Below are 16649 nucleotides of genomic sequence, written 5' to 3' on the forward strand. Positions count from 1 at the left end.
ATTGGTAGACACGCTGGACTTAAAATCCAGTGAACAGCAATGTTCGTGCGGGTTCAAGTCCCGCTCTGAGTACTAAAAACTTCAATTGGCTTTGCTAATTGAAGTTTTTTTTTGATCTAAACTGAAATTGTTTATCTCTTTATCAATATGCTAAAATATTAGACTTCAAAAGCTCTTTTAATCAGAAATTTTATATTTTTACTCCTCTATTTAATCTTAAATATCATTTTTGGCTATGCAAAACGTTTTTCTTAAAGAAGATTGTGATCAATTTATTACTAGAATTAATGAGCTTAAAACAGATACGCAGCCACTTTGGGGTAAAATGTCTGTTGATCAAATGCTGGCTCACTGCAATGTTACGTATGAAATGGTTTATGATAATATTCACTCCAAACCAAATGCTTTCGTGAAACTTCTGTTGAAGTTATTGGCTAAAAATAAAGTTGTAAGCGAAACACCTTATCCAAGAAATCTTAGTACAGCCCCACAATTTATTATTAAAGGTGATTGTAATTTTGAACTGGAAAAAAGCAGACTGATTTCTTATATTCAAAAAACACAAGAATTAGGAGAAAATGAGTTTGAAGGCAAAGAATCTCTTTCTTTTGGAAAACTAACTTCTAAAGAATGGAATAATATGTTTGCAAAACATTTAGATCATCATTTTAGACAATTTGGCGTTTAATTAAACATTGGTATGAAAATTTATTTTATTCTGTTTTTTCTGTGTTTAGGATTAACTTCTAATGCACAAAAGCGAGAAGTTCAAAAGACTATCGAAATTTTCTTTGAAGGTTTTCATCAAAGAGATTCGGTAAAAATAAAATCAGTTTGCGCAGATAAAATGATTTTACAGTCAATAAGTGAAAGCGCATTAAAAGGAAATAAACTAAATAATGAGAGTGCAAATGCATTCTACAAATCTATTACATCAATTCCTTCAAATATGAAGTTTGAAGAAAAAATATTGAGTTGTAATATTCAGGTTGATGGTGTAATGGCTCACGTTTGGGCTTCTTATGAGTTTTATATCAATGAGAAATTAAGTCATACTGGAGTAAATACTTTTACTTTGTTTAAAGAAAAAGATTCCTGGAAAATTATTTATTTAATCGATACCAGAAGAAAATAGTTTAATTTCTTTGAATTTCAGTATTGTAATACAGACAAATATCAGTCAAAAGGCATTCTTCACATTTTGGTTTAGGTCTGCATGTTTCTCTTCCTAAAAATGAAATAGCCATTCCTATTTCTGACCAGATATTTTTTGGTAAAGCCTGCATTAAATCTTTTTCGACTTTTGTACCGTCTTTACTTTCTTTTATAATTCCAATTCTCGGAGCTACTCTTATAACGTGTAAATCGGCAATAATTCCTTCTGCTGGTTTATTTGTTTCTCTTAATATGACGTTGGCAGATTTTCTTCCAATACCTTTTAAAGCAGTTAAACCGGACATTGTTAAAGGAATATCATTATCGTTTTGAATGGTTTGTGCAATTTCTAAGAGCCATTGCGCTTTAGTAGGATAGTTACGTACTTTACTTATATAAGGAATAAAGGTTTCAATATCTGTTTTAGAAAGACTTTTTAAAGTTGGATATTTTTCAAATAAAGCTGGAGCAATCTTATTAATATTGGCATCAGAATCTTGTGCAGAGAGCACAACCATAACCAATAACTGATAGGTATTTTGATAATCCAGAGGATGCCTTTTGCCTTTGTATTTTTTTAAAATGGGTTTTAGTTTAGTTTCCCAATCTGATGTTTCTCCAAATAAATCCATTTTTAGTTTCTTTGATATTGATATTTAAATAGTTAACTATTATAAAGTTAATCGTTTTTAATGAATTCTAAAGTTTTTTTGATCACATTTTGATTTCCCAGAATTTTTCTGTGTCCAAGTCCTTCGGTTAAAAATAAACTGCCATTTTTTAAATTCTCATGAATATGAATTCCAGCTTTAACCAAAACTTCAGGATCGTCTTGATCGTGTATGACTAAAACTGGAATTTCAATTTTTTGTGCTGCACGATAAGCCGAAAAATCGTCCATTTTGACCTGATACTTATCTTCAAAAAAATCTCTTAGATGATTGCTGATCTCTTTCTTCAATCCTAATTTAAAAATAAATTCATCTAAAATATCCTGTACAATATCTCCGCTTCCAATTATTACAGCCTTATTTACTTTTAGTCCGTCTTTGATTGCATTTAAAACAGACATTCCGCCTAAAGAATGTCCAATTGCAAATTCAAAAGGTCCAAATTGTTTTTCAATTTCCAGAATTGAGGCAATAAATTCAGACATTATAGTTGTTTTTTCTTCAGATTTTCCGTGTGCGGGTGCATCAAAACTAATCGTAGAATAACCGTTTAACAAAAGTTCATCGGCTATTTTAAATAGTTGTGTTCCTCGGCCAGACCATCCGTGAACTAATAATATTTTACGATTGCTGGTGCCATATTCGTAGGTTACAACACTTTTATCAATTTCAGGAACGTACACATTTTTTTGTATGCTTTTACGGTCCATTTCAAATTCGCGTTTTGGAACTTTATGTTTTATAGGGCTTGTAAATAATCTTGCAGCAAATTTTGTAACCAGCTTTGTGGAGATAAAAGCGCAAATTTTGGCAGATATAATAATTATCTGTGGTATTTTTAATGATTTAGTAGGATTAATTGCCTTTTTTGCCATTTCAATAAAACTTATTTTGAAGCAGAACTTTGCTTATTTTTTGCTAAATTTAAAAAACATAAAAATAGCATATTAATGATTGTTTCTTAGAAAATAATCACAAATAAATTTCTGAATGGAAATATTTCATATTAGTGCAGAATGTTATCCAATGGCAAAAGTTGGCGGTCTGGCCGATGTAGTTGGCGCTTTGCCAAAATACCAAAATAATGTAGGACATAAAGTTAGAGTGGTAGTTCCGGCTTATGATACAAAATTTAAAAAAGAGAATAATTTTGATTGTGTTCATTGGGGTACGGTGAAGTTGGGCAATTTCAATTTTCCTTTTAGTGTTTTAAAAGAAAGTACAGATAAGTTAGGTTACGAATTGTATCTTATAGAAATAAATGAATTATTTAATCGCCCGAATATATATGGCTATGAAGATGATATTGAGCGATTTTTATCTTTTCAGATTGCAGCTTTAGATTGGATTATGGCCAGAACTGAAGTTCCGGATATAATTAACTGTCACGATCATCATACCGGATTAATTCCGTTTCTAACGCAGTTTGCTTATAAATACCAAATTTTAAAGGATTTAAAAACCGTCATAACCATTCATAATGGCTTGTATCAGGGCTGGTTTGGATTTGATAAATTATATTATCTGCCAGAATTTGATTTAAAACATGTAGGATTTTTAGAGTGGAATAATTCAATTAATTCTTTGGCTGTTGGTATAAAATGCGCTCAGGCGGTTACTACAGTTTCTCCAAGTTATTTAAACGAAATTAATTATAATGCGAACGGATTAGAATCTCTATTTAATTCTGTTCGGAATAAATCGAAAGGAATTTTAAACGGAATCGACATTGAAGTTTGGAATCCGTTGAAAGATCAAATGATTGCAGAGAATTATTCGATAGAGAACTTTGAAATTGGAAAACAGAGAAATAAAGAAAAATTGTGCGAACAGTTTGAACTTGATCCTTCAAAACCTTTGTTTAGTTTTATTGGACGCTTGTTTGAAGAAAAAGGAGGGGATTTACTGCCTCAGGCTTCTGCTTTAGCATTATCAGAGCATTTTGAAGATATTAATATTTTGATTCTAGGTTCGGGAAATTCAGAAATTGAATCGCAGTTAACTCAATTGCGTAATGATTATAAAGGAAATTACAATGTATTTATTGGTTATAATGAAGAATTAGCGCATTTGATTTATGCAGGATCAGATTATATTTTAATGCCGTCACGAGTAGAACCCTGCGGTTTAAATCAAATGTATGCCATGCGTTATGGAACAATTCCAATTGTTAGGAGAACTGGAGGCTTGCGAGATACTGTAATTGATTTTGGTGATGAAGGAAACGGAATCTGCCACGATCAGGCTTCGGTTGGAGATATCTGTTATTCAATAAATCGTGCGGTTAAGCTGTACGCCGATAAAATAAATTTCAATAAAGTTTTAAAAAGAGGAATGGAAGCTGACCATTCCTGGGAAAGTGTTTGCCAAGAATATATCGAGATATACAACCTAATAATTGAGAAAAATGAAATTTAAGAAGAAAAACGTAGTTGCTATTATTTTAGGAGGAGGACAAGGATCACGTTTGTTTCCGTTAACAGAGACGAGATCAAAACCAGCTGTTCCAATTGGAGGAAAATATCGTTTGGTCGATATTCCAATTTCTAATTGTATCAATTCTGATATTTTTAAAATATTTGTTTTGACACAGTTTAACTCCGCATCCTTAAATGCACATATCAAAAACACTTTTAACTTTAGTATATTCAGTCAGTCTTTTGTTGATATTTTGGCTGCAGAACAAACTCCGGATAACCCAACATGGTTTCAGGGAACGGCAGATGCTGTTAGACAATGTATGTCGCACTTTTTAAAACACGATTTCGATCATGCTTTAATTCTTTCGGGCGATCAATTGTATCAGATGGATTTTAACGAAATGCTGGAAGCGCATATTGCCGCTGACGCCGAAATTTCGATTGCCACTTTACCTGTGAATGCCAAAGATGCACCAGAGTTTGGAATTCTTAAAACGGATCATGAAAATAATATTCACGCTTTTATAGAAAAACCTGATGCTTCATTACTGCCTGAATGGGAATCTGAAGTAAGTGAACAAATGCAGGAAAAGGGGAAAAAATACCTGGCTTCAATGGGAATCTATATTTTCAATAAATCATTATTGGAAGAATTAATGGCCAATCAGGAAACAAAAGATTTCGGAAAAGAAATCATTCCGCAAGCCGTTGGAAAACATAAAATTTTAAGTTACCAATACGAAGGATATTGGACAGATATTGGAAATATTGAATCGTTTTTTGAAGCTAATATTGGTTTAACTGCAGATATTCCGGAATTTAATTTGTTTGATGACGAGAATAAGATTTTTACAAGACCAAGATTACTGCCTCCATCCAAATTTAGAAATTCAGTTATCAATCAATCCTTGATTTCCGAAGGCTGTATTATTAATGCCAAAGAAATAAAAAGCTCAGTAATTGGTATTCGCTCCAGAATTGGCGTAGGTACAGTTTTAGAGAACTGTTATGTTATGGGTAACGATTTTTATCAGGATTTGGATGAACTAAATTACGAAAGCAGCATTAATAAAATTCATGTTGGTATTGGCGAAAATTGCTTCATACAAAATGCATTAGTAGATAAAAATGTTCGAATAGGAAACAATGTTCATATTAGCGGCGGTAAACACCTGGATAATTTTACCAATGAATTATACAGCATAAAAGACGGAATTGTGGTTATTAAAAAAGGAGTTACATTATCAGATAACTTTAGAATTGAATAAAATTTAAAAATTCCAAAAAATATAAATTCCAATTATAAAACCAAATATGACAAAAGTAATTACACATTCTCTATTTACTGATTTTGATATAGATTTATTCAAAGCCGGAAAACACTTCAAATTGTATGAAAAATTAGGAGCACATTTAATTGAAGTTGATGGAGTTAAAGGTGTTTATTTTGCCGTTTGGGCACCTACAGCACATTCTGTTTCGGTTGTGGGCGATTTTAATTATTGGACACAGGGAGAACATCTTTTGAATGTCCGCTGGGATTCTTCAGGAATTTGGGAAGGCTTTATTCCTGATATTTCAAGAGGTGAACTTTATAAATATAAAATTCAATCGAATATTGATGGTATTATAACCGAAAAAGCAGATCCTTTTGCTTTATATTGCGAAAAACCGCCTCATACAGCATCTGTAGTCTGGGATTTAGATTATAAATGGAAAGATGAAAACTGGATGCAGAACCGCCATCAGTTTAATGGCTTAGATAAGCCTTATTCTGTTTACGAAGTACATTTGGGTTCCTGGAAACGAGCTGAACATAACCGATTTCTAAGCTATTTAGAACTGGCCGATGATTTGGTTCAATACGTTAAAGAAACAGGTTTTACGCACGTAGAATTTATGCCGGTTATGGAATATCCTTATGATCCTTCGTGGGGATATCAGCTTACGGGATATTTTGCGCCGACATCACGTTTTGGGAAACCTCAGGATTTTATGGTTTTGGTCGACAGATTACATCAGGAAGGAATTGGCGTCATTTTAGACTGGGTTCCGTCACATTTTCCTGATGATGCACACGGTTTGGGGTATTTTGACGGCTCGCATTTATACGAACATCCGGATAGAAGAAAAGGCTACCATCCGGATTGGAAAAGTTTGGTTTTTAATTATGGAAGAAATGAAGTTCGTGCTTTTTTAATCAGTAATGCTGTTTTTTGGCTGCAACATTATCATATCGACGGATTACGAGTTGATGCAGTAGCTTCGATGTTATATCTTGATTATTCAAGAAAAGAAGGCGAGTGGGAAGCTAATATTTTTGGTGGAAGAGAAAATCTAGACAGTATAAGTTTTCTTAAAGAATTTAATGAAGTAATCTATGCTAATTTTGATGGAGTTCAAACTATTGCAGAAGAAAGCACTTCATTCCCTATGGTTTCAAGACCTACTTTTACAGGCGGTTTAGGTTTCGGAATGAAATGGATGATGGGCTGGATGCACGATACTTTAAAATACTTTCAAAAAGAAACGGTTTATAGAAAATACCATCAAAACGATTTGACTTTTTCGATGACGTATGCTTTTACCGAAAATTTCATGCTTCCGTTTTCTCATGATGAAGTAGTGTATGGCAAAAAATCTCTTATTTATAAAATGCCGGGCGATGAATGGCAGCGATTTGCTAATTTAAGATTGCTTTACGGATATATGTTTACGCATCCCGGAACAAAACTATTGTTTATGGGGGCTGAATTTGGTCAAACGAATGAATGGAATTTCGAACAAAGTTTAGACTGGCATTTACTACAATACGATTTTCATTCAGGCATAAAGAGATTAATTACAGATTTAAATCAGCTTTATAAAACACGTCCCGCCTTATATGAAAAGCAATTTACGGGAGATGGTTTTGAATGGATAAATTATTCCGATCATCAAAATGCGGTTTTATCTTATATCCGAAAAGGAAATAATGAAGATGAAAATCTAATTGTAGTTTGCAATTTTACACAAGTTGTGAGAGAAAAATATAGAATTGGGATTCCGAAAAAAGGAAAACTAGAAGAAATATTTAATAGCGATGCTGCGATTTACGGCGGAGGCGGAGTTGGAAACGGAAAATCAGTAAAGGTTGAAGCGGTACCTTATGACGGTCGCGATTTTTCGGTTGAATTAATTTTACCGCCTTTAAGTGTAACCGTATATTCTTTTAGTTAGAAAAAATCCTATACGCCATTTTTAAAGTGCTGTTTTGTCATTTTAAAGGTATTAAATTATTGATTTCTTGTTTTTTTGAGCTGTAATTAAAAACTCGTTCAGAAAAAACGTTTTCGTGAATAAACCTTTTATTCATAGGGCTTTACTAACTTTTTTCGTATGTTTGAAATAGAGATTAGCGTTATATAATTAATTCATTTAGCGATATGATTACAAACACATCATTAGAATACAAGGGCGATTTATATCCATCAAAAATTGTCTCTTATGAGCATGAAGGCGATTCGATTTTTTTTAATACAGATAACAAAGTAATCTTAAAAGTCACTATACTTCGAGACAGTTTAATTCGATTTCGTTTTACTACGAAGGGATATTTCAGCAATGATTTTTCGTATGCAATTGATAAAACCCAGCTTCACGGATATAATTTTTTGGAACTTACTGAAGAAGAAACTTTTTTCCAGATCAGAACCAGTAAAGTAAAATGTAAAATTCAGAAAGCCGATCTTCGTCTGGCCATTTACGATTTAAACGATTTTTTGATTCTCGAAGATGAACTTGGTTTTCATTGGGAGGAAAGCTACGAATATGGCGGGAACATCGTAAAAATGAGTAAATTTTCTAAAGATGGCGAATGTTATTACGGTCTTGGAGATAAAGCGACTCAAATGAACCTTAAAGGCAAGAGAGTCGAAAATTTTGCTACAGATCAATATGCTTATCAAAAAGAACAAGATCCTCTTTATAAAGTAGTTCCGTTTTACATTGGTTTACATAACAAACAATCTTATGGAATTTTCTTTGATAATACCTTTAGGACTTTTTTTGATTTTTGTCAGGAAAGACGAAATGTAACAAGTTTTTGGGCAGAAGGAGGAGAAATGAATTATTATTTCATTTACGGTCCGCAAATGCAGGATGTTGTCACTACTTATACTGATTTAACGGGAAAACCAGAATTACCGCCGCTTTGGGTTTTAGGATATCATCAATGTAAATGGAGTTATTATCCCGAAAGTAAGGTCAAAGAAATTACTTCAAAATTTAGAGAACTTAAAATTCCGTGTGATGCCATTTATCTGGATATTGATTATATGGAAGGATTTCGATGTTTTACATGGAATAAAAACTATTTTCCAGATCCAAAAAGAATGGTGGCTGAATTAGCGGAAGACGGTTTCAAAACTGTTGTAATCATCGATCCGGGAATTAAAATTGATAAAGATTACTGGGTTTATAAAGAAGCCTTAGAAAAAGATTATTTCTGCAAAAGAGCCGATGGGCCTTATATGAAGGGTAAAGTCTGGCCGGGAGAATGTAATTTTCCAGATTATACAAACCCTGCAGTTAGAGAATGGTGGGCTGGATTATTTAAAGAATTAGTTTCAGAAATAGGCGTAAAAGGAGTTTGGAATGATATGAACGAACCTGCCGTTATGGAGGTGCCCAATAAAACATTCCCAATGGATGTTCGTCACTTTTACGACGGAAATCCTTGCAGCCATAGAAAGGCGCATAATATTTACGGAACGCAAATGGCAAGGGCAACCTATCATGGGGTAAAAAGATTTGTTTACCCAAAACGTCCCTTTGTCATTACAAGATCTGCTTATTCAGGAGCACAGCGTTACACATCGTCGTGGACAGGCGATAACGTAGCAACTTGGGAACATTTATGGATTGCGAATATTCAGGTGCAAAGAATGTCGATTTCAGGAATGGGATTCACAGGTTCTGATATTGGCGGATTTGCTGAGCAGCCAACAGGCGAATTATATGCACGTTGGATTCAGCTGGGTGTTTTTCATCCGTTTTGCAGAACGCATTCTTCAGGAGATCATGGAAATCAGGAACCTTGGGCTTTTGACGAAGAAGTAATCAATATTACCAGAAAATTTGTCAGCCTTCGTTATCAGTTATTACCTTATTTATATACCATGTTCTGGCAGTATATTGAAGAAGGACTTCCTATGTTAAAACCTTTGGTTTATTACGATCAGGATGATACGCAAACGCATTATCGCAATGACGAATTTATCTTTGGAAATCAAATTTTAGTATGCCCAATCCTTGAACCTAATGCTGTAGGTAGACGTATGTATATTCCAAGAGGTGAGTGGTATAACTACTGGACAAATGATTTATTTGTTGGTGGCAGGGAAATTTGGGTTGACACTAAATTTGATGAAATTCCGGTTTTTGTAAAAGCAGGTGCTATTATACCAAAATATCCCGTGCAGCAATATGTTGGCGAATTAGAATTTGATGAATTAATGCTTGATGTTTACTTTAAAAACGGAAAAGAAAAATCTGTTGTTTATGAAGATGCTCAGGATGGTTACGATTATAAAAAAGGACGTTACAGCTTTTTATCTTTCAGAACAATTGGTAAAGAAAAAGAACTTATTATTCAGCTTCATAAAGAAGGGAAATACGATACACCATATAGCAAATACAAAATTAATTTAATTGGATTACCGTTTAAAGTAACTGAAATTGAAATCGACAATGAAAAAATCGAATTTGATAAGACGGCCTTCGAATTGAATAATTTCTTAATCGTTGATAAAGAGTTTAATGAACTTCATATTGTTGGGGAATAAGTATAATTCTGATATTTTTTTGACGTATTGTGTAAAATATTAATTTTTAATAATTGTATTTTTGTTTGAAAATAGCGTGAATTATGAAAAAATATTTGTTTTTAGGAATTTTTGGTGCACTTGTAGTGGCTTGTGCGACAAATCCAATTACTGGGAAACAAAGTTTAAATTTTGTTTCTAACAGTGAATTATTTCCATCTTCTTTCCAGCAGTATAGTCAGTTTTTGTCTGAAAATAAAGTGATTACAGGAACAGCAGATGCAAAACGTGTAGAAACTGTTGGATTAAAAATAAAAGCTGCAGCCGAAAAATATTTAACTTATTTAGGACAGTCACAATATCTAAAAGATTATCGCTGGGAATATAAATTAGTTGATAATAAAGAGGTTAATGCGTGGTGTATGCCAGGAGGAAAAATTGTAGTGTATTCTGGAATTTTGCCTATAACGCAGGATGAAGCAGGTTTAGCGACTGTGATGGGGCACGAAGTTTCGCACGCATTGGCCAATCATGGTGCACAAAGAATGTCGGCGGCACAATTACAGCAAATTGGAGGTGCGGCTTTAGGAGCGGCAACAAGCGGAAAATCTGAAGCAACACAGCAAATTTTTGCACAAGCTTACGGAATAGGCTCAGAAGTAGGAGTAATGCTGCCATTTAGCCGAAGCAACGAAAGCGAAGCAGATAAAATAGGTTTGACTTTAATGGCTATTGCAGGATATAATCCGGATGATGCCATTGCATTCTGGACTAGAATGTCGGCTAAATCAGGAGGAGCATCTCAACCAGAGTTTATGAGTACGCACCCGTCCGACGCTACGAGAATTGCAAATATTCGATCTTTAATTCCGTCAGCAAAAGCAACAGCATTAAAAGTTGGTGTTATTAAATAAGAAATCATTTTTAAAATATTAAAAAAGCTATTCGGATTACGATTAGCTTTTTTTTTGCGAATAAAATTCAACAGGTAAAAGTTCGCAGGAACAATATATATTGCAGCAGCATCCTGAGGCTTCGGGATTAATCCGTTGGGAAATTATACGTTATATCCTCGAGTTCCGTAGGAACATTACATATTGTAGCAACGGATTTTAATCCGTTGAAAAATTATGCGATATATATTAGAGTTTCGTAGGAACGATTCATATACCAATTGATTTTGGTGTTGGAAGATTGTGCTTTTTATAACTTTGTAAAATGAGCCGAACCTACGGTTCTTTTTTTTCTTTTGCCTGAACTGGATTGAAATCCAGTCCTACAATACAGATCGAGCCTGACGGCTCTTTTTTTTTCAAACCTTTATAATTTAATAATATATGAATTAGTAAAATTCTATTTGATTATCATAAAAATTGAATAAATTCGTACCGCATTAACAAAATCATTTCAATGAAAAACCTACAAAAAGGAGATAAAAAACTATTAAACGCCTGGGCATTTTACGATTGGGCAAATTCAGTTTATACTCTTACCATAGCCTCTGCCGTATTTCCAATTTTTTACGAAGCATTATTCTCAGACCGTGATCATTACATTGATGTATTTGGGCTTCACTTAAAAAACTCTGCTTTAATAAGTTTTATTACTGCTGCGGCTTTCTTGGTGGTTTCTTTTATTTCACCTTTTTTATCCGGGATTGCAGATTATGTTGGGAATAAAAAGGCTTTTATGAAATTTTTCTGCTATTTGGGAGCTTTATCCTGTATGGGATTATACTGGTTTGATCTGGATAATATTTATGTTGGATTATTGTTTTATTTCTTGGGATTATTAGGATATTGGGGAAGTTTGGTTTTCTACAACTCTTATCTTCCGGATATTGCTTTTGAGGAACAGCAGGATAAAATAAGTGCAAAAGGATATTCTTTAGGATATATTGGAAGTGTTATTCTGCTTATTATCAATCTGGCGATGATCATGAAACCAAAACTTTTTGGAATTACAGGAACAGATGGCGAAGCGGCGATGAAAGCGATGCGTTACTCTTTTATAATGGTGGGAGTTTGGTGGATATTATTCAGCCAGTACACTTATTATTACCTGCCAAAAGGGAGTAAGGAAAAAGGAGAGAAACTAACACGATCAGTCGTTTTTAATGGTTTTAAAGAATTGAAGAAGGTTTGGGCTTTATTGAAAGATAATGTTCCATTGCGACGGTATTTAGGTGGATTTTTTGTTTCAAGTATGGCAGTGCAAACCGTAATGCTTGTTGCTACTTATTTTGGAGCACAGGAAATTCAATGGTCATCTAAAGAAGAAAGTACGATTGGTCTAATAATCTGTATTTTAATTATACAATTAGTTGCTGTTGTTGGAGCGGTTTTAACTTCAAGAGCTTCTGCTAAATGGGGAAATGTTCCAACTTTAATCTTCATTAACGGTATCTGGGCTGTTTTTTGTGCTTTGGCTTATTTTATAACATTGCCAATGCATTTTTACGTGATGGCAACCGTTGCAGGATTTGTAATGGGAGGAATCCAGGCACTTTCGCGCTCTACATACTCAAAATTATTACCAGAAACTGAAGATACAGCTTCATTTTTCAGCTTTTATGATGTGGCAGAAAAAGTAGGGATTGTAATAGGAATGTGTGTTTATGGTATTATAGATCAGATTACAGGAAGTCCGCGTGCGGCAATTGTAATTTTAGCTGTTTTCTTTGTTACTTCTATTTTCCTTTTAAGAAGAGTACATAAAAAAGACGTTTCAAATTAATGAAACGTCTCTCTTAATAGTATCACGAATTGCAGGTTATTGTTTTGATTGATGATAATTTTGAAATTCGTGATATTTCTTTTTATAATATTATGCTTTTGTAATATTTCCTGATCCAGAAACTTTTACATCTCGTTTTTCAGGATTTCCTCCGTATTTAATATTTCCTGAACCTGCCACTCTTGCCGTTAAACTTCCGTTACAGTTTACTTTACTGTTTCCGGAACCCGAAACATTTGCCGTAACATTTTTAGATTTCAAATTAGTGGCATCAATATCTCCAGAACCTGCTAATTTTACTGTAAAATTATCTGCTGTTCCTTTCAAATGTGCATTTCCAGAACCACTTAAACTAAGTTCAAAATCGTTTGAATCAACAGCTAGGTTAAAGTTTCCAGAACCTGATAAATTGGCTGAAAATTTATCACTTTTAATGGCATCTTTAGTTTCAACAGATCCTGAACCAGCCAGACTTACTTCAGAAATTTTTTCAAAAGGAACTGTAATTTGGATACCTTTTCCTGCACTCGGGCGAATATTCGTGTTTCTTTCTACATAAATTTTCAGTGTATTTTCTTCAACTTCAACTTTAATTACAGCCAAAAGGTTTTCTTCTCCTTTGATAGTAATTTTTCCTTCTTTTCCTGCAACTAAGTCAACATCAAAAGAACCTCCAATTTTAATACCGTCATAGTCTCCAGTTGTACGGGTTTGAGTGACAACATTTCCATTTCCATTTATTTTATTCGATTGGGCGCTGCTGGTAAAACTTGCTAAAAAAACGGTGCAGACTAACAATAAGATTGATTTTTTCATTTTTTATGGTTTTTTAAGATTATTAATTTTTTAATAGCGATACGTTTCCGTAATTAGTGTTAATATTTACTTTGTTTTGCCCTTTTTTCTTGTAAAAGCCGCTTATTCTTTTTGTGTTGCTTTTACTTTCTGAAACTGAAATGTCTAATGCATTGTCATGTTTGATATTGGCATATCTGGCTGAGATATCAAAATCAAAGGCATAATTTGTTTCATATCCAATAGAAATATCTGTATATCCAGAGTTTATGCTTATGTTTCCGGCTTTTTCATTCATAGATCCAATGCTTATTTTGCTGTAGTTTGTATCTACGCTAAAGCTGCCTGAGACTTCTGCAATTGAAACCGTTAAATAATTACCAGATCCGGTTAAGGAGTTTATTTTATTAAATTTTAAATTCCCATAATTAGAGTCGTATTTAATATTTTGTCCGTCATTAAGCGTTACATCTGTATAACTGGCATCAAGATTTAAGTTTCCTGAATCATTGATTTTTAAACCAGAATAGCGTGCTTCAATGTTTGCGTTTTTGATATACTCAATAGTTGAGTTTTGGCAGTAGGCAATATCAACTTTATTGCTTGAACCGTTTAATTTGCCCAGATTCACTTTTCCGTATCGGCAGCTTATATCTGTTGTCGATTCCAGATTAAGCGTTGAAATATTTCCATATTTGTTGACCAGTTTTACCGAACCGTTTTTAGGAATTTTAATAACATAATTAATTTCGAAACTGTTATTGCTTCCTCTGCTTTTAAAAGACGAATTTCCAATTGAAGTTACAGCGGTAACTAAGCTTTTAAGTGCCGTAATTTGCACATCAATACTATTTAATCTCTCATTTACCCAATTTTCGTTGGCACCGTTTACTTTAATGGTAATATCGAGATCAATTTTATCTTCATCCCAGGTAGATACAGTGATGTTTCCGTATTTATTATCAATGTCAATTCCGGCGTTAGAATTTACGATGTATGTTTTTTTAATTGTTTTTTGTTTAGTGATGTAAGTATCATCGTTTGAAAATCCCAATAAAGGAATCAAAAGAAATAAGATTAGTATGTTATAATGTTTTTTCATGAGTTGTTGTGTTGTTTAGTTTTTCGTTTTCTTCAATTCGCTTTAAAACCGTCTGCAAAAAAGAAATTCTAGTTTGCAGATTGCTTATCATCGCGTAAATAATTTGCTTGTTTTCGCCGTTTTTCTGAACCTCTTTAATGATTTTTTCATAATCGGCATCAAAGACTTTCATTTGCTTTAGTGCATCATTTATAATCTGTTCGTTTTCCGGAGTACTTTTTTCTTTTAATTTAACTAGCTCATTCTCAATCAAAATATTAAAGATAGAATCCGTACGTTTGGTTTCCTGCGAAGCAAATTTGAATTCATTAGGTTTCTCGGTATTATTATAAAATACAGATATTCCTAAAAGCACCGCTATAGATGCAGCAATGGCCCAGCCGGCATAATTTTTCTTTTTAGGTGTTTTTTTATTTAATTTATTTAGAAAATCAACCTGATGATCCGGATCCATTTCATGAATATCCCATTGATTTTCAAACTTGTTAAATAACTGATCTAATTCGTCATTTTCCTTTTTCATATATCCTCTAATTTTTTACGTAAACTTTCTTTAGCTCTGCTCAGCGTTGTTCTGCAATTGGCATAGCTGATGTTTAATATTTCGCAGATTTCTTCCTGATCATAACCTTCAATGTAAAACAGTGTTAAAACCATTCTGTAATTATCTTTTAAGCCCGAAATGGTATCTAAAACCTGTTTCACTTTAAGTGAATTCAAATCGATGCTGTCAGATAAAATAGAATCATTTTCTTCCATTTTATAAAGCGTTTTATTTAGGTCTTCCATCTGGAAAGCATTGTTTTTCTTATAGAAATCGATGCTGTAATTAATAACGATTCGTTTAAGCCAGGCACCAAACGCGACTTCCTGCTTGTAATCGTTGATCTTTGTAAAAGCTTTCAAAAAACCTTCCTGCATGACGTCTTGTGCAAAATGCTCGTCTTTTACAATTCTGTAAGCCACGTTGTACATAGCTTTACAATAGCGATTGTAAACTTCGAATTGTGCCTTTTGATTATTGTTTTTACAAAGCGCGATTAATTCTTCGATATTTTGATTTGTTATACTCAAGTAATGGTTGCTAGTTTTATATAATGACTTTGTCTTTTTTAATATGTTACAGTTTTTATATTTTTTTTCTCTTTTACGTAAAGTCGTAAGGAAAAATAAAATGGTCGGTTTATTTTTGGTCAGAAATTTACCTAAAATATACCATTAAAAAATCTAAAACTATGAAAAAACTAAAGAGCCTGGCGCTAATGACATTATTTGTGTCAGCATCATTATTTACATCATGTTCAAGCGATTCTGGAAACGATGATCAATCCTCTGGAGATTTACAAGGAGATTATTGGCCTACAGCAGTTGGAAATCAGTGGGTTTTGAACCAAGGCGGTGCTGAAACTACCATGAAAATTTTAAGTGCAGAAAATATAAAAGGGGAAACTTATTTTAAATTTGATAAGTTTCTTATATCATCTTCCAGCCCTGTTGCAGGTTCAGCTTCGGCATATATTAAAAAAGTAAAAGGAGATTATTTTATTAAACTGGATGATATTAACATTACTGCTAATGGTTTCGGTGGAAAAATCAGTGGTTATGAGTTTGTTTTCTTTAAAGATTATTTAGATGCAAATAAAACCTGGACAGGAACTTATGTACAAGAAACTACCTATACAGGTTTAGGATCTATTAAAACAACTACAAAATATACAGGAACTATTGTAGAAAAAGGCTTAACTGTTACTGTAAAAGGGGTAAGTCATAAAGATGTAATCCGATTTAAATTAAAACTGGAAACTTCGCTTGAAGGCCAATCTGCTGGTTCAACAGAGGCAGAGTACTGGATTGCTAAAGGTGTAGGTATTATTAAGTTTGGATTTGAAGGCACATCTTCTGAATTGGTTTCTTATAAACTGAATTAAAATAGTTATTAGATAAAATTTAAAAGCCGAAATTAGTT

Annotated in this window: 15 protein-coding genes; 9 read left to right on the top strand and 6 right to left on the bottom strand. The window is 33.2% G+C overall.

All coding sequences use genetic code 11. From position 1 onward, the window contains the following. The first annotated feature begins 235 nt into the window (after window positions 1–235). Together AC1RRQ_RS09640 and AC1RRQ_RS09645 are read left to right on the top strand one after the other, a co-directional pair. Entirely contained in the window at window positions 236–688 is a 453-nt protein-coding gene (locus tag AC1RRQ_RS09640; protein WP_493022811.1) for a DUF1569 domain-containing protein, read from the top strand. A 12-nt stretch (window positions 689–700) separates the two neighbouring features. After that, complete coding sequence (locus tag AC1RRQ_RS09645; RefSeq protein ID WP_493022812.1) at window positions 701–1135, top strand: nuclear transport factor 2 family protein; 435 nt, start codon at window positions 701–703, stop codon at window positions 1133–1135. Between the two features lies 1 nt (window position 1136). Here the strand turns inward: AC1RRQ_RS09645 and AC1RRQ_RS09650 are convergent, their stop codons facing one another. Then, window positions 1137–1787, bottom strand: a complete 651-nt coding sequence (locus AC1RRQ_RS09650) for an endonuclease III domain-containing protein (RefSeq protein ID WP_493022813.1) — start codon at window positions 1785–1787, stop codon at window positions 1137–1139. Between the two features lie 47 nt (window positions 1788–1834). Next, window positions 1835–2701, bottom strand: coding sequence for an alpha/beta hydrolase (locus tag AC1RRQ_RS09655; RefSeq protein WP_493022814.1), 867 nt, complete (start codon window positions 2699–2701; stop codon window positions 1835–1837). A gap of 115 nt (window positions 2702–2816) precedes the next feature. On the opposite strand from AC1RRQ_RS09655, the gene AC1RRQ_RS09660 reads away from it, so the two are divergent. The 6 genes from AC1RRQ_RS09660 to AC1RRQ_RS09685 all read left to right on the top strand — a co-directional run bounded on the left by AC1RRQ_RS09660 (window position 2817) and on the right by AC1RRQ_RS09685 (window position 12786). Continuing rightward, on the top strand, window positions 2817–4244 hold the full coding sequence (locus AC1RRQ_RS09660) for a glycogen synthase (protein ID WP_493022815.1): 1428 nt from the start codon (window positions 2817–2819) through the stop codon (window positions 4242–4244). Next, the gene (locus AC1RRQ_RS09665; RefSeq protein ID WP_493022816.1) at window positions 4234–5514 is read left to right on the top strand and encodes a glucose-1-phosphate adenylyltransferase; all 1281 of its coding nucleotides are present in this window, start codon (window positions 4234–4236) and stop codon (window positions 5512–5514) included. Before AC1RRQ_RS09660 ends, AC1RRQ_RS09665 begins: the two co-directional genes overlap by 11 nt. A gap of 46 nt (window positions 5515–5560) precedes the next feature. Next, complete coding sequence (gene glgB / locus AC1RRQ_RS09670) at window positions 5561–7465, top strand: 1,4-alpha-glucan branching protein GlgB (protein ID WP_493022817.1); 1905 nt, start codon at window positions 5561–5563, stop codon at window positions 7463–7465. Window positions 7466–7671: 206 nt separating this feature from the next. Further along, window positions 7672–10071 (top strand): glycoside hydrolase family 31 protein, encoded by a 2400-nt coding sequence (locus AC1RRQ_RS09675; protein WP_493022818.1) that lies wholly within the window; start codon window positions 7672–7674, stop codon window positions 10069–10071. A gap of 83 nt (window positions 10072–10154) precedes the next feature. Beyond that, a complete protein-coding gene (locus tag AC1RRQ_RS09680; RefSeq protein WP_493022819.1) occupies window positions 10155–10964 on the top strand; it encodes a M48 family metallopeptidase in 810 nt (269 codons plus the stop codon). Between the two features lie 496 nt (window positions 10965–11460). After that, window positions 11461–12786, top strand: coding sequence for an MFS transporter (locus AC1RRQ_RS09685; RefSeq protein ID WP_493022820.1), 1326 nt, complete (start codon window positions 11461–11463; stop codon window positions 12784–12786). 90 nt (window positions 12787–12876) lie between these two features. Here AC1RRQ_RS09685 and AC1RRQ_RS09690 read toward each other — a convergent pair whose 3' ends face one another. The 4 genes from AC1RRQ_RS09690 to AC1RRQ_RS09705 are packed head-to-tail and all read right to left on the bottom strand — an operon-like array spanning window position 12877 to window position 15757. Beyond that, window positions 12877–13602 (bottom strand): head GIN domain-containing protein, encoded by a 726-nt coding sequence (locus AC1RRQ_RS09690; protein ID WP_493022821.1) that lies wholly within the window; start codon window positions 13600–13602, stop codon window positions 12877–12879. Between the two features lie 22 nt (window positions 13603–13624). After that, window positions 13625–14683: a DUF4097 family beta strand repeat-containing protein gene (locus AC1RRQ_RS09695; RefSeq protein ID WP_493022822.1), complete on the bottom strand. Its 1059-nt coding sequence runs from the start codon at window positions 14681–14683 to the stop codon at window positions 13625–13627. Further along, complete coding sequence (locus tag AC1RRQ_RS09700) at window positions 14667–15206, bottom strand: anti-sigma factor (RefSeq protein ID WP_493022823.1); 540 nt, start codon at window positions 15204–15206, stop codon at window positions 14667–14669. The genes AC1RRQ_RS09695 and AC1RRQ_RS09700 overlap by 17 nt, the downstream gene beginning before the upstream one ends. After that, on the bottom strand, window positions 15203–15757 hold the full coding sequence (locus tag AC1RRQ_RS09705; RefSeq protein WP_493022824.1) for an RNA polymerase sigma factor: 555 nt from the start codon (window positions 15755–15757) through the stop codon (window positions 15203–15205). Before AC1RRQ_RS09705 ends, AC1RRQ_RS09700 begins: the two co-directional genes overlap by 4 nt. A 161-nt stretch (window positions 15758–15918) precedes the next feature. On the opposite strand from AC1RRQ_RS09705, the gene AC1RRQ_RS09710 reads away from it, so the two are divergent. Then, on the top strand, window positions 15919–16611 hold the full coding sequence (locus AC1RRQ_RS09710) for a hypothetical protein (protein ID WP_493022825.1): 693 nt from the start codon (window positions 15919–15921) through the stop codon (window positions 16609–16611). The last annotated feature ends 38 nt before the right edge of the window (window positions 16612–16649 follow it).

Source organism: Flavobacterium sp. GW821-FHT12A05 (genome assembly GCF_058807735.1).

Excerpts from the sequence above, each read along its gene's own strand:
- AC1RRQ_RS09640 (WP_493022811.1), top strand. The coding sequence starts at position 236 with ATGCAAAACGTTTTTCTTAAAGAAGATTGTGATCAATTTATTACTAGA.
- AC1RRQ_RS09645 (WP_493022812.1), top strand. The coding sequence starts at position 701 with ATGAAAATTTATTTTATTCTGTTTTTTCTGTGTTTAGGATTAACTTCT.
- AC1RRQ_RS09650 (WP_493022813.1), bottom strand. The coding sequence starts at position 1,787 with ATGGATTTATTTGGAGAAACATCAGATTGGGAAACTAAACTAAAACCC.
- AC1RRQ_RS09655 (WP_493022814.1), bottom strand. The coding sequence starts at position 2,701 with ATGGCAAAAAAGGCAATTAATCCTACTAAATCATTAAAAATACCACAG.
- AC1RRQ_RS09660 (WP_493022815.1), top strand. The coding sequence starts at position 2,817 with ATGGAAATATTTCATATTAGTGCAGAATGTTATCCAATGGCAAAAGTT.
- AC1RRQ_RS09665 (WP_493022816.1), top strand. The coding sequence starts at position 4,234 with ATGAAATTTAAGAAGAAAAACGTAGTTGCTATTATTTTAGGAGGAGGA.
- glgB (WP_493022817.1), top strand. The coding sequence starts at position 5,561 with ATGACAAAAGTAATTACACATTCTCTATTTACTGATTTTGATATAGAT.
- AC1RRQ_RS09675 (WP_493022818.1), top strand. The coding sequence starts at position 7,672 with ATGATTACAAACACATCATTAGAATACAAGGGCGATTTATATCCATCA.
- AC1RRQ_RS09680 (WP_493022819.1), top strand. The coding sequence starts at position 10,155 with ATGAAAAAATATTTGTTTTTAGGAATTTTTGGTGCACTTGTAGTGGCT.
- AC1RRQ_RS09685 (WP_493022820.1), top strand. The coding sequence starts at position 11,461 with ATGAAAAACCTACAAAAAGGAGATAAAAAACTATTAAACGCCTGGGCA.
- AC1RRQ_RS09690 (WP_493022821.1), bottom strand. The coding sequence starts at position 13,602 with ATGAAAAAATCAATCTTATTGTTAGTCTGCACCGTTTTTTTAGCAAGT.
- AC1RRQ_RS09695 (WP_493022822.1), bottom strand. The coding sequence starts at position 14,683 with ATGAAAAAACATTATAACATACTAATCTTATTTCTTTTGATTCCTTTA.
- AC1RRQ_RS09700 (WP_493022823.1), bottom strand. The coding sequence starts at position 15,206 with ATGAAAAAGGAAAATGACGAATTAGATCAGTTATTTAACAAGTTTGAA.
- AC1RRQ_RS09710 (WP_493022825.1), top strand. The coding sequence starts at position 15,919 with ATGAAAAAACTAAAGAGCCTGGCGCTAATGACATTATTTGTGTCAGCA.